This is a genomic window from Phycisphaeraceae bacterium, from assembly GCA_015709595.1.
Lineage (GTDB): Bacteria > Planctomycetota > Phycisphaerae > Phycisphaerales > SM1A02 > CAADGA01.
Genome location: CP054178.1, coordinates 2,897,038 through 2,919,653 on the forward strand (window position 1 = coordinate 2,897,038; position 22,616 = coordinate 2,919,653).

At 68.4% G+C, this 22,616-nt stretch carries 16 protein-coding genes; 10 read left to right on the forward strand and 6 right to left on the reverse strand.

The genetic code is table 11. From position 1 onward, the window contains the following. Positions 1-118 precede the first annotated feature (118 nt). The 3 genes from HRU76_12275 to HRU76_12285 all read left to right on the forward strand — a co-directional run bounded on the left by HRU76_12275 (position 119) and on the right by HRU76_12285 (position 6,064). On the forward strand, positions 119-3,328 hold the full coding sequence (locus tag HRU76_12275) for an FAD-binding protein (protein QOJ18315.1): 3,210 nt from the start codon (positions 119-121) through the stop codon (positions 3,326-3,328). 128 nt (positions 3,329-3,456) lie between these two features. After that, a complete protein-coding gene (locus HRU76_12280; GenBank protein ID QOJ18316.1) occupies positions 3,457-5,007 on the forward strand; it encodes a transglutaminase family protein in 1,551 nt (516 codons plus the stop codon). Between the two features lie 154 nt (positions 5,008-5,161). Next, complete coding sequence (locus HRU76_12285) at positions 5,162-6,064, forward strand: NAD(P)H-hydrate dehydratase (GenBank protein ID QOJ18317.1); 903 nt, start codon at positions 5,162-5,164, stop codon at positions 6,062-6,064. Positions 6,065-6,093: 29 nt separating this feature from the next. On the opposite strand, the gene HRU76_12290 is transcribed toward HRU76_12285, so the two are convergent. The 5 genes from HRU76_12290 to HRU76_12310 form a co-directional block, all read right to left on the reverse strand. Then, complete coding sequence (locus HRU76_12290) at positions 6,094-7,974, reverse strand: hypothetical protein (protein ID QOJ18318.1); 1,881 nt, start codon at positions 7,972-7,974, stop codon at positions 6,094-6,096. After that, entirely contained in the window at positions 7,971-8,351 is a 381-nt protein-coding gene (locus HRU76_12295) for a helix-turn-helix transcriptional regulator (protein QOJ18319.1), read from the reverse strand. The genes HRU76_12290 and HRU76_12295 overlap by 4 nt, the downstream gene beginning before the upstream one ends. A gap of 127 nt (positions 8,352-8,478) precedes the next feature. Beyond that, positions 8,479-9,213, reverse strand: coding sequence for a RecX family transcriptional regulator (locus HRU76_12300; protein QOJ18320.1), 735 nt, complete (start codon positions 9,211-9,213; stop codon positions 8,479-8,481). A 6-nt stretch (positions 9,214-9,219) separates the two neighbouring features. Further along, positions 9,220-9,534, reverse strand: coding sequence for a tetratricopeptide repeat protein (locus HRU76_12305; GenBank protein ID QOJ18321.1), 315 nt, complete (start codon positions 9,532-9,534; stop codon positions 9,220-9,222). A 43-nt stretch (positions 9,535-9,577) separates the two neighbouring features. Beyond that, positions 9,578-10,516 (reverse strand): phosphoribosylaminoimidazolesuccinocarboxamide synthase, encoded by a 939-nt coding sequence (locus HRU76_12310; protein ID QOJ19183.1) that lies wholly within the window; start codon positions 10,514-10,516, stop codon positions 9,578-9,580. Between the two features lie 183 nt (positions 10,517-10,699). Here HRU76_12310 and HRU76_12315 point away from each other — a divergent pair, with 183 nt between their 5' ends. The 6 genes from HRU76_12315 to HRU76_12340 all read left to right on the forward strand — a co-directional run bounded on the left by HRU76_12315 (position 10,700) and on the right by HRU76_12340 (position 19,673). Then, the gene (locus HRU76_12315; protein QOJ18322.1) at positions 10,700-12,214 is read left to right on the forward strand and encodes an endo-1,4-beta-xylanase; all 1,515 of its coding nucleotides are present in this window, start codon (positions 10,700-10,702) and stop codon (positions 12,212-12,214) included. Continuing rightward, positions 12,211-12,687 (forward strand): helix-hairpin-helix domain-containing protein, encoded by a 477-nt coding sequence (locus tag HRU76_12320; protein ID QOJ18323.1) that lies wholly within the window; start codon positions 12,211-12,213, stop codon positions 12,685-12,687. Before HRU76_12315 ends, HRU76_12320 begins: the two co-directional genes overlap by 4 nt. A 113-nt stretch (positions 12,688-12,800) precedes the next feature. Next, the gene (gene mfd / locus HRU76_12325) at positions 12,801-16,256 is read left to right on the forward strand and encodes a transcription-repair coupling factor (GenBank protein QOJ18324.1); all 3,456 of its coding nucleotides are present in this window, start codon (positions 12,801-12,803) and stop codon (positions 16,254-16,256) included. A 192-nt stretch (positions 16,257-16,448) separates the two neighbouring features. After that, positions 16,449-16,709, forward strand: coding sequence for a hypothetical protein (locus HRU76_12330; protein ID QOJ19184.1), 261 nt, complete (start codon positions 16,449-16,451; stop codon positions 16,707-16,709). Between the two features lie 165 nt (positions 16,710-16,874). Further along, entirely contained in the window at positions 16,875-18,296 is a 1,422-nt protein-coding gene (locus tag HRU76_12335) for an HlyD family efflux transporter periplasmic adaptor subunit (GenBank protein ID QOJ18325.1), read from the forward strand. Positions 18,297-18,416: 120 nt separating this feature from the next. Then, complete coding sequence (locus HRU76_12340; protein ID QOJ18326.1) at positions 18,417-19,673, forward strand: hypothetical protein; 1,257 nt, start codon at positions 18,417-18,419, stop codon at positions 19,671-19,673. Positions 19,674-19,711: 38 nt separating this feature from the next. Here HRU76_12340 and HRU76_12345 read toward each other — a convergent pair whose 3' ends face one another. Beyond that, positions 19,712-21,001 (reverse strand): FIST C-terminal domain-containing protein, encoded by a 1,290-nt coding sequence (locus HRU76_12345; protein ID QOJ18327.1) that lies wholly within the window; start codon positions 20,999-21,001, stop codon positions 19,712-19,714. Positions 21,002-21,502: 501 nt separating this feature from the next. On the opposite strand from HRU76_12345, the gene HRU76_12350 reads away from it, so the two are divergent. Next, positions 21,503-22,603, forward strand: a complete 1,101-nt coding sequence (locus HRU76_12350) for an SPFH domain-containing protein (protein ID QOJ18328.1) — start codon at positions 21,503-21,505, stop codon at positions 22,601-22,603. Positions 22,604-22,616: the final 13 nt, after the last annotated feature.

Below are 22,616 nucleotides of genomic sequence, written 5' to 3' on the forward strand. Positions count from 1 at the left end.
GTTGCAGGGTTCGAGTTCCGGGTTCCGAGTGTCACTGAATCGCCCATCAACGGCCGAATATCGAGGACCGACGACCGGGTCCCCGTCCGCCGCCTCGCGCGTGCCGCCATCTTCACCCATGTCCGACCTGCACCTCGCCGTCCTGCCCGCTTCCGCTGACATTGGCGATCCGCACGACCGCGCGCTGGCGGCGGCGCTTCGCGCCCGCATCGAGGGCGAGGTTCGTTTCGGGCGGCACGATCGGCTGCTCTACGCCACCGACGCGAGCATCTTCCAGGTCGAGCCGATGGGCGTGGTGCTGCCGCGCTCGCTGGATGATCTGCGGGCCGTGGTGCGGTTCGCCGCGGAGCGGGGGCTGGTGATTCTGCCGCGCGGCGGGGGCACGTCGCTCGCGGGGCAGGCGGTCAACCGCGCGCTGGTGATCGACTGCTCGAAGTTCCTGCGGAGCGTGACGCGGATTGATGCGGAGGCGCGCCGCGTCACGGTCGAGCCGGGCGCGGTGCTGGATGATCTCAACCGCGCGCTGGCGCCGCACGGACTGGTGTTCGGGCCGGATGTCGCCACGTCCGGCCACGCCACGCTGGGCGGGATGATCGGCAACAACTCGGCGGGGGCGCGATCGATTCTGTACGGCCGCACCGTGGAGCACGTGATCGCCCTGCGGGCCATGCTGGCCGACGGCTCGGAGCACGTGTTCGAGGAAGGCGCGGGCGAGCGCGACCCGATCATCCGCGACCTGACGGCGCGCGTGGCGGCGATCGTGCAGCGCGTGCGCGAGCCGGTCCGCGCCCGGTACCCGAAGATCGTCCGCCGCGTCAACGGCTACAACCTCGACCTGATCCTCGATCAGATCGAGCGCTCGACGCCGGGCACGCTGGATCGCGTGAACCTGGCGCACCTGCTGTGCGGGTCGGAAGGCACGCTGGCGGTGACGATGGAGGCCACGCTCAACGCCGTGCCGCTGCCGGCCAGGCGCGGGCTGGCGATCGTGGCGTTCGACAGCGTGGACGCCGCGCTGGCGATGCTCGCGCCGGTGCTGGCGACGAAGCCCTCGGCCGTGGAACTGCTCGATGATGTGGTGATCGAGATGGCGCGGGCCAACACCGGGTGCCGCGGGTACGTGGACCTGCTGCCAAGGGCCGCCGCGGGCCGCACGGACGCGGTGCTGTACGTGGAGTATTCCGTCGATGCGGACGCCGCGCTGAGCGAGCGCTTCGCCGCCCTGCGCGCCGGCGTGGGCGATGCGGGAATGCAGGTCTACACCGACCCCGCCGCGATGATGGATGCGTGGACCCTGCGCCGGAGCGGCGAGCCGCTGCTGCACGCGATTCCCGGGAATCGCAAGCCGGTGAGTTTCATCGAGGACACCGCGGTCGATCCCGCGCGGCTGGCGGCGTTCGTGCACGAGTTCCGCGCCATCGTGGCCCGGCACGGCACGCGGGCGGCGTACTACGCCCACGCCTCGGTCGGGTGTCTGCACATCCGCCCCCTCATCGACCTGCACGAGGCGGACGACCTCGACCGGATGGAGGCGATCGCGCGCGAGGTGACGGACCTTGTCGTGCGCTTCGGCGGCGCGCTCTCGGGCGAGCACGGCGACGGGCGGGCCAGGTCGCACCTGCTGGAGCGCTTCTACGGCCCCGAGATCATCGCCGCCTTCCGCGACATCAAGCGGCTCTTCGACCCCGGCAACCGTCTCAACCCGGGCAACATCGTCGATCCCTCGCCGCACGCCCTGCGGGAGCATCTGCGCGTCAGCCCGCTGGGCGGGGCGCTGCGCGTGCCGGACGGCCCGACGTTTTTCCACTACGAACACGGGCTGCGCGAGGCCGTGGAGCAGTGCAACGGCGCGGGGCTGTGCCGGCGAACGCGGGGAGGGACCATGTGCCCCTCGTACCGGGCGTCGCTGGATGAGCGGCATTCCACGCGCGGCCGCGGCAACGCCCTGCGGCTGGCGATCACGGGGCAGGCGGGGAAGCGTGAAACACAGAGGGCCGCGGAGGGCCACGGAGAGGAAAAGGAGAGAGGTCAGAAAGCGGAAGTCCGCGGTCAGCGGTCAGATATCCGAAGACCTGCTCCTCGGTCTGCTGATGGCTCATTCCTCGATCCTCAGCCCTCTCCTTCGCTCGGCGCCTCGGCGGCTGTGTCGCCCGTCTCGGCCTGGGACGACGCTGAAACGCTGGCCACGCTCGATCTCTGTCTCTCATGCAAGGCGTGCAAGCACGAGTGTCCGAGCAACGTGGACATCGCCAAGCTGAAGGCGGAGTACCTCGGCCAGCGATTCGCCGCGGGGGCGCGGGTGCCGCTGGCCACGCGACTGATCGGGCGGGTGCGCGCGCTCAACCGAATCGGTTCGGCGTTGTATCCGCTGACGAACCTGCTCACTCGATTCCCGCCGACGGCGTGGCTGATCCGGCGCGCGATGAACATTGATGCGCGGCGGTCGCTGCCGAGGTTCGGACCGTCGCTGCTGACGTGGCGGACGAAGCGGGAGAGAGCCATTGCTCCAGACCTCTCCGGGGGGGAGAAGGTGAAGGAGGCGCCGGCGTTGGTGCTGCTGCCCGACTGCTTCACCTGTTTCAACGAGCCGCACATCGGCCGGGCGGCGATCCGCGTGCTGGAGCACCTGGGCTACCGCGTGATGCTGCCGAACTTCGGAGGCGGCCCAGCCGGCTGCTGCGGACGATCGCTCATGTCGGTCGGCATGATGCGGGAAGCCGTCGATGCCTGCCGCGCCACGGCGGCGGCGATGCTTGATCTCGTTCAGCGCGAGCGGCCCGTCGCCATCGTCGCCGTCGAGCCGAGCTGCCTCTCCGCGATCAAGGATGACTGGCTCGATCTGACGCTCGGGCTGGCCCGCGATCGTCTGCGCGAGCTGGCCGACCGCGCCTGGCTGGTGGAGGAGTTCATCGCCGCCCGGTGGGATGAACATCCGCGGGACCGGCGTTCGGACATCTCACATCCCCGGGGTGAGGACGCCGCGCGCGCCGTCGTCGCGATGCATCAGCACTGCCATCACAAGGCCGTCCTCGGCCCAAGCGCCCTGCCGTCGCTGCTCCGCCGCCTGCTGGGGCCGGAGCGTGTGCGGGTGCTCGATTCGGGCTGCTGCGGCCTGGCCGGCGGCTTCGGCTATGCCCCGCATCGCTTCGACCTGTCGATGGCGATCGGGGAGCAGTCGCTGCTGCCAGCTGTGCGCGAGGCGGGTGAAGAGTCCGCCGTCATCCTGGCCAATGGCACGAGCTGCCGCCATCAGATCCGCGACGGCGCGGGAATGCACCCGGAGCATCCAATCGAGTGGCTGGCCCGCCTGCTGAACGTGGGAACGTGATCGATCGGGCAGGTCCATCCGTGAGCGGCGCTCCAGCCGCCTGACGGCGGAACGGACAGGTCGCTCGGGCGCCGGGTGGGAACGACTCGGACGGAAGCCGGTACCATGAGCGTCTCGAAGGAAGGATCATGCTCGGGGCCTTCATGCATCGACGCCGCGTCTGCTGGCCGCTCATCGCGGCGGCGGTCCTTTGCGGCTGGATCCTGGCCCCATCGCTGCGGGCCGACACCTGGAAGGTCATCGAGGAGTCGTGGTACATCGTCGAGATCGACGGTCAGAAGGCCGGCTGGTCCGCCGAGATCGTCGAGGACGACGGCCGCTGCTACCGCACGACGGTCAACCAGAAGCTCACCATCTCGCGCGGGCCGAACCAGACCAACACGCTGGAACTGACCACCACGTACGTGGAGACGCATCGCGGCGATCCCGTCTCCGCCTCGTCTCGTCGCCTGCTCTCCGCCGAGCCGGAGTCCGTCACGTGGACATTCGAGGACGGTCGGGTGCGCGAGCGCAGCGAGCGCGGCGGTCGCGTCGTCGAGCGCACGCTCCCCCGGCCCGAGGGGTCGTGGCTCATGCCCCGCGCGGCAAGCGTGCTCATCGAGTCGCGGCGGGCCGGCGGCGCGGCATCCATCCGCTGCCGAACGCTCGACTGCACCGGCGAGCTGCGCGTCGCCGCCATCGACATGACGCGCGGCGGCCAGGCCGCCTTTGATCACGGCGGCAGGTCGCTGGCCGTCACCATCTGGACGGTCCGTGAACTCGGCGCGGACGACCGCGTGATGCGCACATACGAGTCGTGGATCGCCGAGGACGGCGTGCTGGTGCGCACGATCGAAACCGCGGGGTCCATGCGTTTCATCGCGCGGCTCTCGACGCGCGAGGAGGCCCAGCGCGACTGGGGCGGCGGGCCCGAGCTGCTGGCCCGCACCTTCGTGCGCCCCAGCCAGCGAATCCGCGCTCCGCACCGCACCACCTCGGCTACGTATCGACTGCGCGTGAAGGAAGGCCCGCCGCCCGAGCTGCCCACGATCGCCTCGCAGCGCGTCACGTCGCAGGAGGACGGCTCGCTGCTTCTCACCATCACGCCCGGCGACCCCGTGCGCCAAGCGCCCGAAGAGGACGCGCCCAACGGCGGTGCACCCGATCCGAAGTACCTCGCCGCCACGCCGCTCATCGACTGCGACGACCCCGTCATTACCGACATGGCCGCGCGGCTCATCGGCGCCATCGAGCACGCCGGTGATCGCGCCGAAGCCCTGCGGCTGGGCGTCCATCGTCACCTGCGCGCCGGCGGGCTGGCGTCGGCCTTCGCGTCGGCTTCCGAGGCGGCGCGCGGGGGGGCGGGCGACTGCTCCGAGCACGCCGTGCTGCTGGCGGCGCTTCTGCGGGCCCGGGGCGTGCCCGCCCGCGTGGCCATGGGGCTGGTCTACGCCGAGTCCTTCGCGGGCCAGCGACACATCTTCGCCTGGCACATGTGGACGCAGGCGTGGGTGGACGGGCGGTGGATCGACCTCGACGCCACCATCGACCGCCCGTTCAGCGCGGCCCATATCCTCGTCGCCACCAGCGCGCTCAACGATGGCGTGCTGGGCGACGAGTTCACACGCCTGCTTGCCCTGATGGGCAATCTGGAGGTCGAAGTAGTCGAGGTGGGATACGAACGAGCGGATGCGAAGTAATCAAGTGATGAGATGAGATCAACGAGTGCTGCGTGCTGTGTGCACCAAGCCGAGGACCGACAGGCACACCGACCGCCGCCTACTGTCTGATGACCAGTGCCTCCTACGCTTTCGCCCGATGGATGATCCGCTTCCAAAACTACCATCGCGGCCCGTGGACGGGCACAAGGGCACCTTCGGCACGGTGGCCGTGCTGGGTGGGCAGGCCGCCATGCCGCGCCTGATGCTGGGCGGCCCGGCGCTGTCGGCCTTGGCCGCCCTGCGCGGCGGGGCGGGGCTGGCGGTGCTGGCGGTGCCGCAGACGATTCTCGCCGAGGCCCTCACCGTCGCGCCCAGCGCCACGGGTCTGGGTCTGCCCGTGGATGATCTGGGCCGACTGAAGCCATCATCGGTGGCGTCGCTGCTGGACGAGTATCTGCATTCCTTCGCGTGTCTGGCGGTGGGGCCGGGGCTGGGGGCGAGTGAGCCGCAGCAGCAGATCGTGATCCGGCTGGCGGCGCAGGAGGATGTGCCGCTGGTGTTGGATGCCGATGCCCTCAACGCACTGGCGGCGACGCCTGACTTCCGCGGCGACTTCCGGTGTCAGGCGATCCTGACGCCGCACGTCGGCGAGTTCCGGCGTCTGGCCGCCGCGCTGGGTCTGGAGCGCGACCCGGGAGATGCCGCTCAGCGCGCCGACGCCGCCGGCGAACTGGCCCGGCGGCTGGGCTGCGTGGTCGTCCTCAAGGGGCCCGGCACGGTCGTGTCGGACGGCCTTCGCACGTGGGTGAACACAACCGGCAACGTGGCGCTGGCCACGGCGGGCACGGGCGATGTCCTCACCGGCCTCGTCGCGTCCTTCGTGGCGCAGTTTCACAAGCCGCACCTGGGCGTGGGGGCGAGACAGATCACGCCCGAGCATCAGGGCGGGCTGGGACTGTTCGACTGCGCCCGGCTGGCGGTGCACGTCCACGGACTGGCCGCCGACCGCTGGGCGGCGAAGCACGGCGACGCCGGTCTGCTCGCCGCCGACCTGCTGGAGCATCTGCCGGATGTGCTGCGTGAGATGCGGGCGTGAGCGGGGGGGAGTGCGGGGGCGTGGGGGGGTCAGTCCTTCAGCGGCCAGAAGACGACATCCGTGTCGAAGATGGCCGGATCGACGTTCGTGCTGCGGTCGCCGCTGTCGGAGCGACGTTTGAGTTCCGCCAGCTCCTCGCGTGACTTCCATTCCGTGAACGCCAGAGGCATGCGCTCCGCATGGAATGTGTAACGCCGTCCGCCGTCATCCACGCGGTTCACGCCGACGGAATAGAGCAGCGGCGAGCCGTTGACAAGTCGGTACCGCAGCGGTTCGCCCGTGAAGCGGTCGGTGGGCAGTGCCGCGAGATACTCGGGCACGAGTTGTTCAAGCCGCTCGGGATGCACGCCTCCGTGGTCGCGGCGCCAGCGCTCCAAGGCGATCAGCGTGAGCACGGCGTCGCACGCCATCGCGGTGTTCTCCACGGAAATCGTGGAGCGCTCCAACACCGGGGCGAGCAGGATGACCAGCATGTATCGCAGCCCGTCGAGGGGAGACTGTTGCAGTCGCTCCACGGCGGCGGGAACTCTCGACGGTCCCCGCTCCCAGAGCGGAATGCGGCTTTCGCGCTCCGCCTCGCCGATAATCGACTCATAGGCGTCCGCAAGGTCGCGGCGACTCGGCGCCAGCAGCCCATACAGGGGCAGCAGCGGTTGTTGAATGAGCGGCATGCGCGCGCTGGACGAGGCATCGTCGATGCCGGCGAAGAAACGAATCCCATCCGCCGTCAGCCGCCCATCCCCCTGACCGTCATCGGAATAGATCCGCTGGAGCAGGTCGTAGAAGAGCGCCCGCTCACCGGCGAAGTCGATGGTGAGCGACCCGCCGCCGAACGACGCCAGACGGTGCGCCAGGCGTTCGAGGTGCGCATCCGTGAGCGTCTGCGCATGCTCGTCCAGCGCCAGGACGATCTCGGTGAGTGCCATGTGCAGGATGGCGATCTTCACCAACTGGTTGATGAGCATCGGCGTTTCATCGGTGTGTTTGGCGAGCGTGAGCATGGCCTGGAGGTTGGCCGCCGCCCGTTCGCCATCACCGGTTTCCAGCGCCAGCCACAGGTCCGACTTGAGCCACACGCTCGCCTGGCGCAGCACGCTGAGTTGCGGCAGAAGCACGCCGATGAGTCCGGTCCCGATCGCTGCCGTCTCACCCGGCTGAACTGGGGCGGGCGGCGGGTCGTATGGCACATCGGGGTGGAACACCGGCCAATCCTCCGCCGCAATCCAGTGTCCGGCCACGTAGCCCAGCCCGGGCGTGTCCTTCACCGAGCGCAGCAGGTCGAGGGCCTTGACATGGGATTCGAGAATCGGGCGGAGCGCGTCCCACCCTTCCTCGCCGGAGCGAGCGCCGGCGAACTGGTGCTGGGAAGTGCGGCCGGCGTTGATCGCCAGCATCGCCTCGCGCACCAGGGGCCAGGCGCGCTCGTCCTGCGGCACGGCGATGGCGCGGGCGTTCATCTCCGCCAGGTAATCGCGCGATATCGTCGGCGACACCGACACCATGCGGATGTACGACCACGTCAACAGCAGCAGCACCAGCCCGAAGAGGGCGGCCGCGCCCTGCCACGCGCGACGCCAAGCCCACCAGATAAGCGGCCGCTGCCGCTTGCGGGCCCGGCGAATCAGCACCGCCGCCTGCCGCGGGTCGCCGAAGGACGCGATCAGTTCTCCCGGCTCGCGCCCTGCCGCCAGCCCGTCCTCGAAGTGCGCGATGAGTTCGCGGGCGATCTCGAAACGCTCGCTCCGCCGCAGCCGTGTGCGGCCCACCACCGCGACGATGATGTCCCGCACCACCGCCGGCAGCGTGCTCTGGTCCACCAGGTCGCGAACCTGCGGTCGCCGTGATCGCGCGGCGGCCCCCGGCGACGGCTTCACGCCGCCCACTTTCGGATTGTCGACCGGCCCGCTCACGCTGGCACCGCCGCTGCCGCGGACCGCACCGTGCCGGGCTCCATCGTCCCGGTCAGTACGCCCAGGGATGTCATGGCCTGCGCCACCTGTCGCCACTGCCGCGTCTCACCCGCCAGGTGTTTCTTTCCCTTGGCGGTCAGGGCGTAGTACTTGCGCGGGCGGCCCGAGTCCGCCTCGCGCCACGAGCCGGCGATCAGCCGCTTGGCCTCGAGGTTGTAGAGCAGGGGATACAGCGTGGACTGGCCCATCGCCAGCACGCCCTGCGTCTGCGAATCGAGCTGCTCGATGAGTTCGTAGCCGTACATGGCCCGCTGCTCCAGCAGCTTGAGCACGGCGACCGGCCCGGCGCCTCGCATCAGTTCCCGTTCGACCCGCATGATGGCCTCCCGCCGACTCGCGGCAATATACTATGTCTCGCATAGTATGCGGCAGAAAACAGCCCGGTCAAGCGATTGGCGGGCGGGCTGGGTTGACCGACGCTCGAAGCAGGGATGGGGTGCGTGTTCAGCGCCGTGGCGCCTCGTCGGTGACGGAGTCGACCTCAAGCCCCGCCTCGCGCAGGGCGATGGCGATGGTGTCTTCATCGAATCCACGACGGGCCAGTGCAGCGGCGACCCGGCGCATTCGAGCGAGCGGCGTCAGCCGTGAAAGACCGCGTCGCCTGGCGCGGGCGAACTCGATGGCGGAGTGCCGCTCCTGTCCGGCGGCGACGGCGTCGCGGACCGCTCGCTCGGCGACTTCCGCGTCGATTCCACGGGCCGCCAGGTGCGCCGACAGGGCGGTCCGCGCCATCGGTCGGCGCGCGGTGAGCGAGGAGGCGGCGTCGCGGGCGACCTGCTCGTCATCCAGCCAGCCGTGAGCGGTCAGGTCCGCGAGCACCCGTTCGACGATGTCCGGCGGGAGATTCCGACGAGTCAGCCGAGCCGCCACTTCCGCTCGCGTCAGAGCGCGATGGCTCAGCATCCGAAGCACGCTGCGCCAGGCGTTGTCAAAGAGTGTTCGCTCGGCGACTCGTGCTCGAAGATCGTTGCTCCAGGGTTGTCCAACCCGCAGATTCAGAACGTCCACCGCGTCCGCCGTGAGCGTGACAACCACTCGCCCGCCCGCTCGAACGCGGCGGCGATTGGGGTCGCGGGCGTCGGGCACGATGGCCTCAATGACAGGCGCGTCGGGCCCGGGAGCGGACGGATCGCGTTTCGTCGATCGCGTGCGTCGCCTGCCTTCAGTGGACCGCGTCATGGCGTTTCACTCCGCCAGTTCATCCAGAAGCGCTTCCAGCTCGCCTGCGGCATGGGCGTCGCCTGACAGCCGCATCTGCGAAAGCCCGGCGAGAATCGTGTCGCGGGCGCCGCTCACATCGCCGCGGGCCTGCTGACTGCGCGCCTTGTGGTAGTAGGCGTACCCATGTGCGGGATCGACCTCGATCACCCGGTCGTAGAACGCCACCGCCTGCGGGTAGTCGTGTTGTCTGGCGTGCTCCTGTGCGATCGCGTAGAGCAGAAACACGTCATCCGGCTCGTCCGCCAGCATGGCTCGGAGTTCGGTGAGTCGATCGACCACAAGATGCCTCCACGGACACGACGCCGCCGAAGCGCGGCGTGGTTCACCCGAAGAGCCGGTCGCGTGCTTCCTCGTATCGCGCCAGCGTGTTGCGCACGATCTCCTCCGGCAGCGGAGGACCGGGCGGCGTCTTATCCCACTGGCCCGCCTTCACCAGCCCTTGCAGGTAATCGCGCACGTACTGCTTGTCGAAGGATCGCTGGTTGCGCCCCGGCTGAAACTCAGAGGCGGGCCAGAAGCGAGACGAGTCGGGCGTCAGCACCTCGTCGATGAGGATCACCTCGTCCGTCGGCTGACCCTTGGCGTCCAGCGCCCAGCCGAACTCGAACTTGGTGTCGGCCATGATGATGCCGCGCGTGCGGGCGTACGCGGCGGCCTCGGAATAGATGCGAAGCGTGAGGTCGCGCAGTTTCTCCATGAGCGGCCGGCCCACGACGCGGGCGGCGGTGTCGAAGTCGATATTCTCGTCGTGGCCCACGTCGGCCTTGGTGGCGGGGGTGAAGATGGGCTGCGGCAACTGCTCGCATTCGCGCAGGTTCTTCGGCAGCTCGATGCCGCATACCTTGCCCGTCTGCTGGTATTCCGTCCAGCCCGACCCGGTGATGTATCCCCGGGCCACGCACTCGATGGGAATGACCTTGGCGGCTCGCCCGATCATCACGCGCCCCTCCAGCAACTCACGATCGACGGGCGACAAGTCGGGCAGATCGGCGGGATCGGTGGAAATGAGGTGGTCGCCAACCAGCCCCAGTTTCCGGATGAACTCGAACCAGTGCACGCTGATCTCGGTCAGCAGTTTGCCCTTGCCGGGGACGGGCGTGGGCAGCACCACGTCAAACGCGCTGATGCGGTCGGTGGCGACGATGACCACGCGGCCCGGTTTCCCGCCGGACGGGGGCAGGGCGTAGATGTCGCGAACCTTGCCCTGGCGTCGGTTGGGCAGGGGGAGATTGGTCTGGTAGACGGCGTTCGCACTGGTCATGAGCATGTCCGGGTCTCCTTGAACCGAGTGTATCGGTTTCAGCCGCGCCGTCCACCGGATGGGAACCGCCCCTTGTCAGAACGGAAGAATCCGGGAGAATGGGGAGCCCGGCCCGCTCGTTGCGGCTCACGGGCGCCTTGATCGTCGTGACCGTCGCCCGTCGCCTTCACTCACGGAATGCTCATGCTCCGCTTCGCCGTGTTCGATGACCAGGGTCCGGCGAAGTCGTGGGCGCTCGTCAACGCGCACCTGCTGGGACCGGATGACGTGGCGGCGCCCGGCGACATCCGGTTCGAGCGCGGTGAGATCATCTGCCGCAAGCGCGGCACGCAGGCGGTGGCGCTCGCCCTGCAATACGACGCCGGTCCGGCCGGCGTGCTGGTGCTCCAGACATGCCTGCTGCCGGATTCCGACCGCCCCTACGTGCTTTCGCACGAACTGGCGAGGCATCGCATCAAGACCTTTCTCGCCAAGTGCGAGGAGTGGCAGATGTTCGACCTGAGCGCTGATCACCCCGCCATGAAGTCGTGGGAGGAAGCGCGGCAGTTGTTCACGCTCGGCCTGAACGACGCCGACCCCGTGGCGCAGGATCGCTACGGTCGAGAGTCGCTGGCCCGGGCGATCGACGCCACGGAGCGGCTGGCGCTGGCCCACGCCGAGGTGCTGCTGCACCGGCGCTACGCGACGAAGCCCGCCTCCGCGACGACGCTGGGTGTGCGCATCTCCCCGCGCAAGCCGCCGGAGGCCGCCGCAGAGCTGCTCGCCAAGGAATTCGACCTGTTGTACGTGCCGCTGATCTGGCGCGACCTGGAGGTCGCCGAAGGCCAGTATGACTGGGCTCCGGTGGATCGCTGGATGCAGTGGGCGCACAAGAACGGTCGCCCGGTCGTCGCCGGACCGCTGCTGGACTTCTCCGCCCGCGCCCTGCCCAGGTGGATGTACGTGTGGCAGCACGACTACGACACCTGCCGCGACATGGCCTATGACCACATCGAGAAGGTGGTGAACCGTTATCGCAACGCGGTGTCGATCTGGTCCATCGCCGCGGGACTGAACGTGAATGACAACTTCAGGTTCACCCCCGCGCAGATGCTCGACCTGACGCGCATGGCCAATCTTCTCGTCAAGCAGGGGAACTCGATTCCGGCGGTTCGCCGGGGTCGGACCATGCTGGAGATCGTCCAGCCCTTCGGTGAGCACGTGGCGACCCAGGATGACGCCCTGCCCCCGCTGGCGTACATCGACCGGGCCACGCAGGAGGGCATCCGCGTCGATTGCTACGGCATCCGGCTGCCTTTCGGTTCCGGCGCCGGAGCGCTGCGGATGCGCGATCTGATGCAGGTGAGCCACATCCTCGATCGCTTCTTCCTGCTCGAACTGCCGCTGCTCATCACCGGCATCTGCGTGCCAAGCCAGCCGTCAGCGTCCGGCGACGGCGGGTATTGGCAGGAGCCGTGGACGCCTGACGTGCAGACCCGCTGGGTGGGCCGGATTTTCGGCATGGCGCTCTCCAAGCCCCACGTCGAGTCGTTCTTCTGGTCCGATCTTCACGATGGCGAACAGAACGACATTCCCCACTCGGGCCTGATCGACGCGAACGGCCAGCCCAAGCCCGCGCTGAAGCGGCTCATCGACATGCGGCGCCGCCTGCGCAAGCCGCTGGGGCCGCTCAAGCTGCCCGCGCGAAACGGTGCGTGATGCCGCCCGAGGTGGACCATGCCGTCGCTCCGTCATCACCGGGCGAATCCGGGGCGGAAGAGCAACGTCATCAGACGACGGGCAACGCCGCGCCCCACCGGCCGATTGCACCGGCGAAACCCGTGTCATGGGGCATCATCCTGCTGGTCGCGTTGGCTGCGGCGTACGTCACCATCGAGGCGTGGCGGCGCCCTCACCGTCACACTCCGCCTGGCGGACCGGCCGTGGCCTTTCAGTGGCCTGACAACCGCGTGGACATCAACCGTGCTCCCGCAGCCGAGTTCACGCTGCTGCCCGGCATCGGCGAGGTCATGGCGATGCGCATTGTCGCCGACCGTGAGCAGCATGGCCCTTTTTCGTCAGTCGATAACCTGCGGCGCGTTCCCGGCATCGGCGAGCGAACCATCGAGCGAGTGCGTGATTTCGTCGTGTGCGATCCACCCGACGCCGGGACGCCGACCCGCCGGGAGTGATCTTCGCTTTCTCGCTCCGCGGCGTACCATCGGACCAGTTCACCCATCCGACTGCCCGCCCCGCCCGTTGCGAGGCGGCGTGCCCACGCGCGCACACCGAACACACGCCTCGTATGGATGTAATCGAACGACTCCGCGCCGACGACGCCGTGCAGCGGCTGGCGTCCCTCACCCGGAGAGACGGGTCGCTCGTCGTCCGGGGCGTCACGGGTTCGGCTTCGGTCCTGATAGCCGCGGCGCTGCAGCGCATCGTCAATCGCCCCGTGCTGCTGGTGACCGCCCATCTCGACGAGGCGGATGAGGCCGCAGACGAGCTCGCGTCGTTCGGCCTGCCGGCGCGGCGATTCCCCGCTCTTGAAACGGTTCCGGGGGAGTCGAACGTCAATCTCGAACTGCTCTCGGAGCGGATGCGCCTGGTGCGGGCGATCGTGGACGGTTCGGCGCCGCCGATCATCGCCGCGCCGGTTCACGCCCTCATGCAGTCGGTGCCGGATGTCGAGCACGTGGGCCGGCTGGATCGCACGCTGCGCGTGGGCGACACGCTCGATCTGCGGGAGTTCTTCGCCTGGCTGGAGCGGGCGGGCTACCGCCGCGTCGAAGTGATCGACGCGCCCGGCGACTTCGCGGTGCGCGGCGGCATCATCGACCTGTTCGCCCCCGGCCTCGAAGCGCCGGTGCGCGTGGACCTGTTCGGCGACACCGTCGAGTCGATGTGGGACATCGACCTGGAGACGATGGGCTCGGATCGGCGCATTGAGCAGGCCGAGATCATCTCCGCCACCGCGGAAGGCGTGCAGACCGATGAGGGTACGACTTCGCTGCTCGACCTGCTGCCGACCGAGACGGTGATCGTGCTCGTCGAGCCGGTCGAGGCCGCCGAGCAGGCGCGGGGATACTTCGAGCGACTCACCGACCCGCGCGGCGTGTTCACGCACCGCGAGGTCTTCGCCGCCATGACGCGTCCCGGGCGCACGCTCATCGAGATGGCCCGCCTGGCGCCGGGCGGTGACCCCGAGCGCACCGTGGATCTGCCGGTGGAATCGCTGCCGCCCTTCGGCGAGGAAACACGGCAGGGGATCACCGATCTGGTCACGCTCGCGCGCGATCACGACGTCATCGTGTTCTGCCAGAATGAAGGCGAAGCCCAGCGCTTCGGCGAGCTCTTGTCTGAACACCGTGGAAACCGTGAGGCATCCGATGTCATGGATCGCTCCGCACCATCTCACATCGCCGTGCAGGTGCGGTATCTCCACCGCGGCTTCGTGTGGAGGCCCGGTAATACGGGTCATTCGACCGACGCACGCCCCATCGCCCTCGTGCCCTACCACGAGCTGCTGCACCGCTTCCAGGCGCGGCGGCGCGTGCGGCGAATGTCCGTCGGACGGGCCATCGACACCTTCCTCGATGTGCAGGTCGGCGACTACGTGGTCCACCGCGACCACGGCATCGCGCGGTTCGTGGACTTCGGGCCGCTGGAAGGAGCGGGGGTGGCGCCGTCCGCCATCAGCACTCAGCACTCAGCACGCAGCACTCCCCAGGAGTATCTCACCCTCGAGTTCGCCTCCGGCGCGCGGTTGCACGTGCCCGCCATCGAGATTCATCACGTGCAGCGTTACATCGGGGCCTTCAGGGGCGAGCCGCAGCTTTCCACCCTGGGCGGCAAGCGCTGGAAGCGGCAGAAGGAGCAGGTCGCCGAGGCGGTGCGCGATCTCGCCGAGGACATGATCCGTATTCAGGCCACGCGCGAGGCGATGCCGGGCATCCGATTCCCCGCCGACACCGCGTGGCAGCGTGAGTTCGAGGCCGCGTTCCCCTACCCGGAGACCGAGGACCAGCTCGCCGCCATCGCCGCCATGAAGCGCGACATGGGCGACGAGCGTCCCATGGACCGCCTGGTATGCGGCGACGTGGGCTTCGGCAAGACCGAGGTCGCCATTCGCGGGGCGTTCAAGGCCGTCGAGTTCGGCAAGCAGGTCGCCGTGCTCGTGCCCACCACCGTGCTGGCCGAGCAGCACGAGCAGACGTTCCGCGGGCGCTTCGCCGACTATCCCTTCCGCATCGAGTCGCTCAGCCGCTTCAAGACGAAGAAGGAGCAGGACGCAATCCTCAGGGAAGTCGCCTCGGGTCGCGTGGACATCATCATCGGCACCCACCGCCTGCTGTCCAGAGACGTGCGCTTCGCCGACCTGGGGCTGGTCATCATCGACGAGGAGCAGCGCTTCGGCGTGGAGCACAAGAATCGCCTGCTGCAGTTCCGCATGACCGCCGATGTGCTCACGCTCTCCGCCACGCCCATTCCGCGCACGCTGCACATGTCGCTGCTGGGGCTGCGGGACATTTCATCGCTCACCACGCCGCCCGCCGACCGACGCGCCATCGTCACCGAGGTCATCCCCTACGACGAGCGCCGCGTGAAGCAGGCCCTGGAGCGCGAGCTCGCCCGCGAAGGCCAGGTCTTCTTCGTCCACAACCGCATTTACAACATCGAGGAAGTCGCCGAGGCCGTGCAGCGGCTCGTGCCCGACGCCCGCATCGTCATCGGCCACGGCCAGATGGCCCCGCGCCAGCTCGAGTCGGTCATGCTGCGGTTCATGCGGCGACAGGCGGACATCCTCGTCTCCACCACCATCATCGAGTCGGGGATCGACATTCCCACCGCCAACACGATGATCATCAACGACGCGGACATGTTCGGGCTCAGCGAACTTCACCAGCTGCGCGGCCGCGTGGGGCGATACAAGCACCGCGCCTACTGCTACCTGCTGCTCCCCAACGACCGCACGGTGACAGAAACCGCCGTGCGGCGGTTGCGCGCCATCGAGGACTACTCCATGCTCGGCGCGGGCTTCAAGATCGCCATGCGCGACCTGGAGATCCGCGGCGCGGGCAACCTGCTGGGCGCGGAGCAGTCAGGGCACATCTCCGCCGTGGGCTACGAGATGTACTGCCAGTTGCTGCAGCAGGCCGTCGAGCAGCTCAAGCAGGGACGCCCGGTGCGCCGCGTTGAGACGCACATCGATCTGGGCGTCACCGGCTCGCTCACCAGGCATTACATCCCGTCCGATCTGCGGCGGCTGGAGGCCTATCGACGACTGGCCACCGTCGAGACCGCCGCCGACCTGGCCCGCTTCGAGCACGACCTGACCACCGCCTACGGCGACCCGCCCCGCGCCGCCCGCACGCTGATCGACCTGGCCGCCCTGCGCGTGGCGGCGCACGAAATCGGCATCGTCTCCATCCGCCGCCACGAGGGCGACATCATCTTCCGAACCGCGCGGCCCGGGCTGCTGGAGGAGCGCATGACCGGCATCGCCGGGACGTTGCGCCTGGTGGGCCAGCCCGACGCGAACGGACTGACGGAGGTTTACTTTCGCCCGCCGCCGGCCTTCCTGGAACCGGGTACGCTTCTCACGCTGCTGCTGCGTCGGCTGAAGGGCGAGGCGGGTTCGGCCACATCATCCGCTCGTGCCGGCGCAGCCGTCGGCTCCGGGTCGGGCGCCATCGCGCGTCGAGACGTGGCGACGGACCGTCCGCGGAGCGTACCATCACGTCACACGCCCGCCCCGTGATCCATCATGCCACGGGCTTCACCGTCGCTGTTCCACGCCGCAAGGAACTTCACCATGTCGCCTGCTCTCCGGCCGTTCATCGCCGCTTCCGTTGTCCTCGCGGTCGCTCTGGCTCTCGTCGGATGCAAGGGCGGCAGCGATGATCACGCCCATCACGATCACGATGGGCACGACCACGGCGGCGCCGCCATCATCGAGGTCGCCGATCACCTCGCCGAGATCGCCTGCGGTCAGTGCCTCTTCGAGTTGAAGGGGACTGGTTGCGACCTGGCCGTGCGCCTCGACGGCAAGACGTACTTTGTCGATGGCGCCCACATCGACGACTTTGGCGACGCTCACGCCAAGGACGGGCTGTGCAACATCATCCGCAAGGCCCGCGTGACCGGCAAGGTGCAGAACGGGCGGTTCATCGCCACCAAGATCGAGCCGGTGGAGAACGCGGCGGGGGGTTGATTCGCCTTCGAGCCGTGGTTTTCGGCCAGGCGTCGATGTCTTGATCCCGCGGGTGTTGACACGAACCGGCATTCCGCCGGTACAGTGGTGTTGTCGCCGCCCTGTGACCCCTTGCCCGTGCGCCTGTTCTGGCCGGGAGTGGGGACGAAGAGTAAGGAACCCACCATGCCCGCCGTGTCCCGTCGTGTTTTCACGTTTGCCGCCCTGCCTGTCCTTGCGGCCGCCACGCTGGTTCTGTCCGGCGGCGTGCTGCCGGCGCAGGACTCTCCGGCGGCTCCCCCCACGCACACCGTGGCGCGAAGCGGACTCAAACTCTCACTGTCCCGCGAGGCGCGGCTGGAATCCGCGGTGCGTCACCGGCTCCGCGTGGATACCGAAGCGTTTGGGGGGTCGCTTGACGTCACCGAGGTCGCCCTGCGGGGCGGCGCCGTCAAGAAGGGCGACCTGATCCTCCGCTTCGACCCCGGCAAGATCGATCGCGAGATCGAGTCGGCGACCATCGCGCTCGCCAACGCGCAGCGGGGGCACGAGTTCGCCCAGCAGGAAATGAGCATTCTCAGCGAAGGCAATGCCGTGCGCGTGGAGCGGGCCACCGCCGCCAAGACTGCGGCGGAGCACGCCTTTGAGATCTTCGACAAATACGAGGGGACAAAGATGGTCCGCTCCAGCGAGCTGCGCGTGCAGCAGCAGGAGTTCTCGCTTGCGGACCAGAAGGAGGAGCTGGCCCAGCTCGAGAAGATGTACGGCGGGACGAACCTCGCCTCGGAAACCAAGGAAATCGTGCTGGAGCGCAGCAAGCGGTCGATCCGCATGGCCGAGGAATGGCTGCAGTTCTCGCGACAGGATCTGACGGTGATGCGCGAGTTCACCTATCCAGACCGCAAGCAGCAGGTCGAGCGCGACCTGCGCTGGGCGTCGATCGAACTGGAGCACACGCTGCTCAACGTCAAGATGGCGGAGGCCAACAAGCGCGCCCAGGTGGAGCAGTCAGCAGTAGCGCTGCGCGACGCCAGGGAGCGCGTCGAGAAACTCCAGCGCGATCGTGAACGGTTCGACCTGAAAGCCCCGGTCGACGGCGTGATGACGGCGGTCACGCTTCAGCCGGGCGACTCCATCGGTGCGCGCCAGGTGCTGGCGGAGATCGTCGATCCCGCCAGGTTGCAGGCGACATTCCACGCCCAGCCGGAGGATCTGCGGGTGCTGACCCTTGGCACGCGCGTGCGCGTGACCCTGCCGGCCTATCCGGAAGTATCGCTGGAAGGTGAGGTGACGGATATCGCCACGGTCGGCCAGCCCTCCGGAGGCGGAACGGTCTTCCCGGTGACGGTGAAGGTCAGCGGGTCGCACCCTCTGGCCCGCGTCGGGCTTCACTGCTCTGTCGCGGCGGAGCGAATGGTCGCCGACGCCCTCACGATCCCCGCCAGGAGCGTGCTGACGAAGAACGGCAAGAGCACCTGCCACGTGCTGGTGAACGGGAAACCCGAGCCGCGTGAGATCGTGCTCGGGGCCAGGCAGGATGACATGGTGCAGGTGGTGTCCGGCCTGCGTGACGGCGACAAGGTGCTCCTCGAAGCACCGAAGGAATAACCCGTGAGCCGAGCCGCCAGAACAGTCCCGAGCCGCGCTGCTTTCTTCTCCCTCTCCCCCCGGGAGAGGGCAGGTGTGAGGGCTTCCTCAGGCCCCCTCTCCCCCTGGGAGAGGGTTGGGGTGAGGGTTCTTCTTCTCCCCGCGTTCGCCGCTGCCACCCTCCTCACCGGCTGCGTCCTCGCGCCATCCCACACCCCCGCCAGTCCCGGCCTGATCGCCCAGGATCCGCCGGCATCCACCACTCCGCCCGCCGCCGCTGCACCGCCGGAGAAGCCGGCCGAAAAGCCCGCCGCACCGGTTCGCACGCCTGCCCAGTCCTACGCCGCGGGCGTGCAATGGCTTATCTCCAACCAGCAGGCGGATGGATCATGGGGCACGTTTGAATCGGCCCGCGCCTACGAGGTGTTCCTCGACAACCTTTCTTCGCACCGCGCCTTTCGTGGCGCCACCACCGCCTTGTGCGTGATGGCCTTGATCGAGCCCAGCCGCACCGATGAAAAGGCCAAGGCCGCGCTCGACAACGGCGTGACCTATCTCCTCACCGCCGAGCAGCCCGGTCGGGCCAGCGGCGAGACGTTCTACAACACGTGGGCGCACACCTTCACCCTCGAAGCGCTGGCCATGCTGCTCAGGGACGATCGCTTCGCGGAGCGGCATGAGGCCATGCGCCGCATCGCCCAGCGTGAGATCAACACGCTCGGTTCGTTGCAGTCCGCCGCGGGCGGGTGGGGGTATTACGACTTCGGTCGCTCACTCACCTCGCCGACGGGGGACTACGACACAAGCTTCAACACGGCGTCCGTGATCATCGCGTTCCTCAAGGCCCGCGACGCGGGGCTCGAGGTCAAGCAGCCGATGATCGACGCCGCCACCACGTGTCTGGAACGGCTGCGGCTTCCCAGCGGAGCGTTCATCTACGGCTTCGGTCATCAGTACATGCACGCCGCCCAGTTCAACCAGGTCAAGGGCTCGCTGGGCCGCAGCCAGCCCTGCAACCTGGCCCTGTGGCGGCTGAAGCGGGAGATCACGCCCGAGCAGCTGCTCGCGGGGGTGAAGAACCTGCGCGAGCTGCACCACTTCATCGAGATCGGCCGCGGCCGCCCCATGCCCCACGAGGCGTGGTACCAGACCGCCGGGTACTACTACTTCTACGGCCACTTCTACGCCGCACAGGTGATCGCCGAACTGGAAGAGCCGCACCGGGCTGATCACGCCACATGGCTGGCGAACGTGATGACCGCCACGCAGGACGCCGAGGGTTCGTGGTTCGACTTCCCCCTGTACGGCTACCACAAGTCGTATGGCACGGCCCTGGCGATGATGACGCTGGAGCGATGCCTGGGCCTCGGCGTAGGTGATCCGCCGCGCACGGACTGATGCGGCACTTCCAAGCATTCCCTCGGTGAGAGCACCCCTTACCCCGCCGAACCCGGTCTGAACACCGCCGCGCTCAGCGTGTGCCCGTGCAGAAATGATCGGCCGCCGATCGGCCCGATCTCGCCGCCCGCGAAGAAGCCGGCCAACGGGGCGTGGCCCAGCCGGTCGCGCAGGATGGCCGCGTCGTGGTGCGGCTCGGGGAACAGGCGCGTGCCTCTTCCGTTGCAGGTGAAGCCGAGCACGCCCGCTGGGGCGTCCTTGAGTTGCTGTGCGTCCAGCAGCAGTTGCAGATCCTCGGTGGCGGTGGCGGCGTCGCGCACGTGCATCTGTACGGTGCGTCCGACCTTCAGCAGTTCGCCCACCGCGATCGCGCCCCTGTTCTGGTCGATGCCCAGCACGTTGCGGATCAGGAAGTCGCCCCGTCCGAAGCGGCTCTTGTACTCGTCGATCACCAGACCGAAGAACAGCCCCTTGCTGAGCAATTCGCGGTCATGCTCATCCAGCGATTCGGCGGTTTCGCGCACCACCTCCAGCGCTGGGCGGCCGCCCAATTCGATGAGGATGTTCTGCTCCGCCTTGGTGATCACGTGCGGCTTGCCGATGGGCTTGCACCCCTGGCTCACCACCCAGTCGATGGCCACCGGGCCGGAGATGCTCACGCCCACCAGCCCCACGTTCTGCGATTGCTCGTTCATCACCAGCACGTTCATGCCCGGCTGACTGGAACCGGAGGCCAGCCCGCCACCGATGGGAATGGTCACGCCCGGCACGCACGCGGCCATGAGCGGCAGCAACTGCGCGACGGGTGTTGAGAAAGGATCGGCGAAGAGAATGATGGCGCGGGTGTCCTCCCCCGCGCCGGTAAGGGCTCGAATGGAGGCGGCGTCGTTGAGGTTGACCGATGGGTCGTTGGGCAGCAGGCGGAAGGGGTGGAGCCGCACGCCCGGCATGCGCAGGGCGAGCACCGAAAGCCCGGCGCGGCCTTCGAGCTCCACGTCGTTGCCCAGCACCGATTCGGCGGTGACGGCGAGCAGTACGCCGGACCGGGAGGTCGCGTCGGGCTCACCATTTCGCAGCAACGCCCGCCTCAGGATGTCCCCCGCGCCGACGCCGCCGCCTCGCGGGCCGGGGATCGCCACCGGCAACGCGGCCCGGTGGTGGTAGCTGGCGAAGGCGAACACGAGGTCGGCCGGACCGCCCAGCGATTCGCTGATCGCGTGGGCCACCTCGGTGGCGGCGGTGCGGGTGTCGAGGTGATTGCTCACCGCGCTGGCGGCGGCCAAAGGGGCGGCGGTGGAGGCGTCGGGTCGAGCAGGCGTGGCGGACATGCGGAAGGGTATGGGGGCGGGAAGAAGGGGGGAAGGCAATGAGGAACCAAGGCATCAAGGCACGATGCCTCGATCCCTTCCCTCCCGCAAAAACAACCCGCCGACCGGCTGCGCGACGGTGTGGGGAGACGTCGCGGAGAACCGATCGGCGGCCTGAGGAGAGAGGAGAGACCAAGTCACTGAGTTGTCGTCGTTGGCATCGACCTGATTCTTCGATGCCGCCGACACAGGAAAGACACGGTCAACCATCCAGGTATTCGCGGTTTTCGACGTGGTTTTCCTGCACTTATCCATACGTCAAGCGGCGTACTCCGGTTCCCGGATTCGCGTGCGGGGCGATGAGTCGCCGCCCTTCGGAAACCTCGCCGCCCGCTTTCCGATTGACATGTCCGAAATGTCCCGCCCCGCGACTGGTCGGACACATTCAGCCCGCCAATGTACACTGTGGCGCCGACGGCCGGCGCCGAGGCGCCCGCCCATCCGTTCGAGAGGAGATGATTCATGGGACTGCTCGACAAACTTCGCGGCGAACTGGTAGACATCGTCGAATGGATCGACGACACGCAGCACACGCTGGTGTGGCGTTTTCCGCGATACCACAACCAGATCAAGCAGGGCGCCAAGCTCATCGTTCGCCCGGGCCAGATGGCGATCTTCGTCCATCAGGGCAAGCTGGCGGACGTCTTTGAGCCGGGCACCTACGAGCTGCGCACCGGCAACCTGCCGATTCTCTCCACGCTGGCGGGCTGGAAGTACGGCTTCGACAGCCCCATCAAGTGCGAGGTCTACTTCGTCCGCACCACGCAGATCACCGATCTGAAGTGGGGCACACCCAACCCGATCATGCTGCGCGACCCGGACTTCGGACCGATCCGGCTTCGCGCTTTCGGCACCTATGCGCTCAAGGCCCGCGACCCTCGCGCCCTGCTGAAGGAGCTGGTCGGCACCGATGGCGTGTTCGAGGCCGATGAAGTCACCGAACTGATGCGCTCGGTCATCACCAGCACCTTCGCCGAGGTGCTGGGCAAGTCCCAGATCGCGGCGCTCGACCTGGCGGCCAACTACCGCTCCATGTCGGAGACGCTGCGCAAGGCGGTGTCGGAGCGCATCGACGATGAGTACGGGCTCGACCTGCCCGCGCTGTTCATCGTCAATATCTCACTGCCCGAGGAAGTGGAGAAGGCGCTCGACACCCGCTCCAGCATGGGCGTGATCGGCGACATGGGCAAGTTCCAGCAGTTCCAGATGGGCAAGGCCATGACGCTGGCGGCGGAGAACCCGTCCGGCGGCGGGGCCTCCGAGGGCATGGGGCTGGGCATGGGTTTCGCCATGGCCAGCCAGATGATGCACGGCATGGGCCAGGCGGGCGCGGCGGCGCCGCCTCCAGTTCCGGGCGGTGCGTGGCACGTGGCGGTGAACGGGGCGACGCAGGGGCCGTTCACACCTCAGCAGATCGCCCAGGGCATCGCCGCCGGGCAGATCACCCCGGGCACGCTGGTGTGGACCGCGGGCATGGCCTCGTGGGCGCCCGCGGGTCAGACGCCCGCGCTGGCGGGGCACTTCGCTGGCGCGGCGCCGCCCCCTCCGCCGCCGATGGGATAGCGCGACTGCCGAG

What these genes read in the sequence shown, in the direction of transcription:
- HRU76_12345 (QOJ18327.1), bottom strand. Translation starts at nt 21,001, where the DNA reads ATGTCCGCCACGCCTGCTCGACCCGACGCCTCCACCGCCGCCCCTTTG.
- HRU76_12295 (QOJ18319.1), bottom strand. Translation starts at nt 8,351, where the DNA reads ATGCGGGTCGAACGGGAACTGATGCGAGGCGCCGGGCCGGTCGCCGTG.
- HRU76_12335 (QOJ18325.1), top strand. Translation starts at nt 16,875, where the DNA reads ATGCCCGCCGTGTCCCGTCGTGTTTTCACGTTTGCCGCCCTGCCTGTC.
- HRU76_12310 (QOJ19183.1), bottom strand. Translation starts at nt 10,516, where the DNA reads ATGACCAGTGCGAACGCCGTCTACCAGACCAATCTCCCCCTGCCCAAC.
- mfd (QOJ18324.1), top strand. Translation starts at nt 12,801, where the DNA reads ATGGATGTAATCGAACGACTCCGCGCCGACGACGCCGTGCAGCGGCTG.
- HRU76_12280 (QOJ18316.1), top strand. Translation starts at nt 3,457, where the DNA reads ATGCTCGGGGCCTTCATGCATCGACGCCGCGTCTGCTGGCCGCTCATC.
- HRU76_12315 (QOJ18322.1), top strand. Translation starts at nt 10,700, where the DNA reads ATGCTCCGCTTCGCCGTGTTCGATGACCAGGGTCCGGCGAAGTCGTGG.
- HRU76_12350 (QOJ18328.1), top strand. Translation starts at nt 21,503, where the DNA reads ATGGGACTGCTCGACAAACTTCGCGGCGAACTGGTAGACATCGTCGAA.
- HRU76_12275 (QOJ18315.1), top strand. Translation starts at nt 119, where the DNA reads ATGTCCGACCTGCACCTCGCCGTCCTGCCCGCTTCCGCTGACATTGGC.
- HRU76_12300 (QOJ18320.1), bottom strand. Translation starts at nt 9,213, where the DNA reads ATGACGCGGTCCACTGAAGGCAGGCGACGCACGCGATCGACGAAACGC.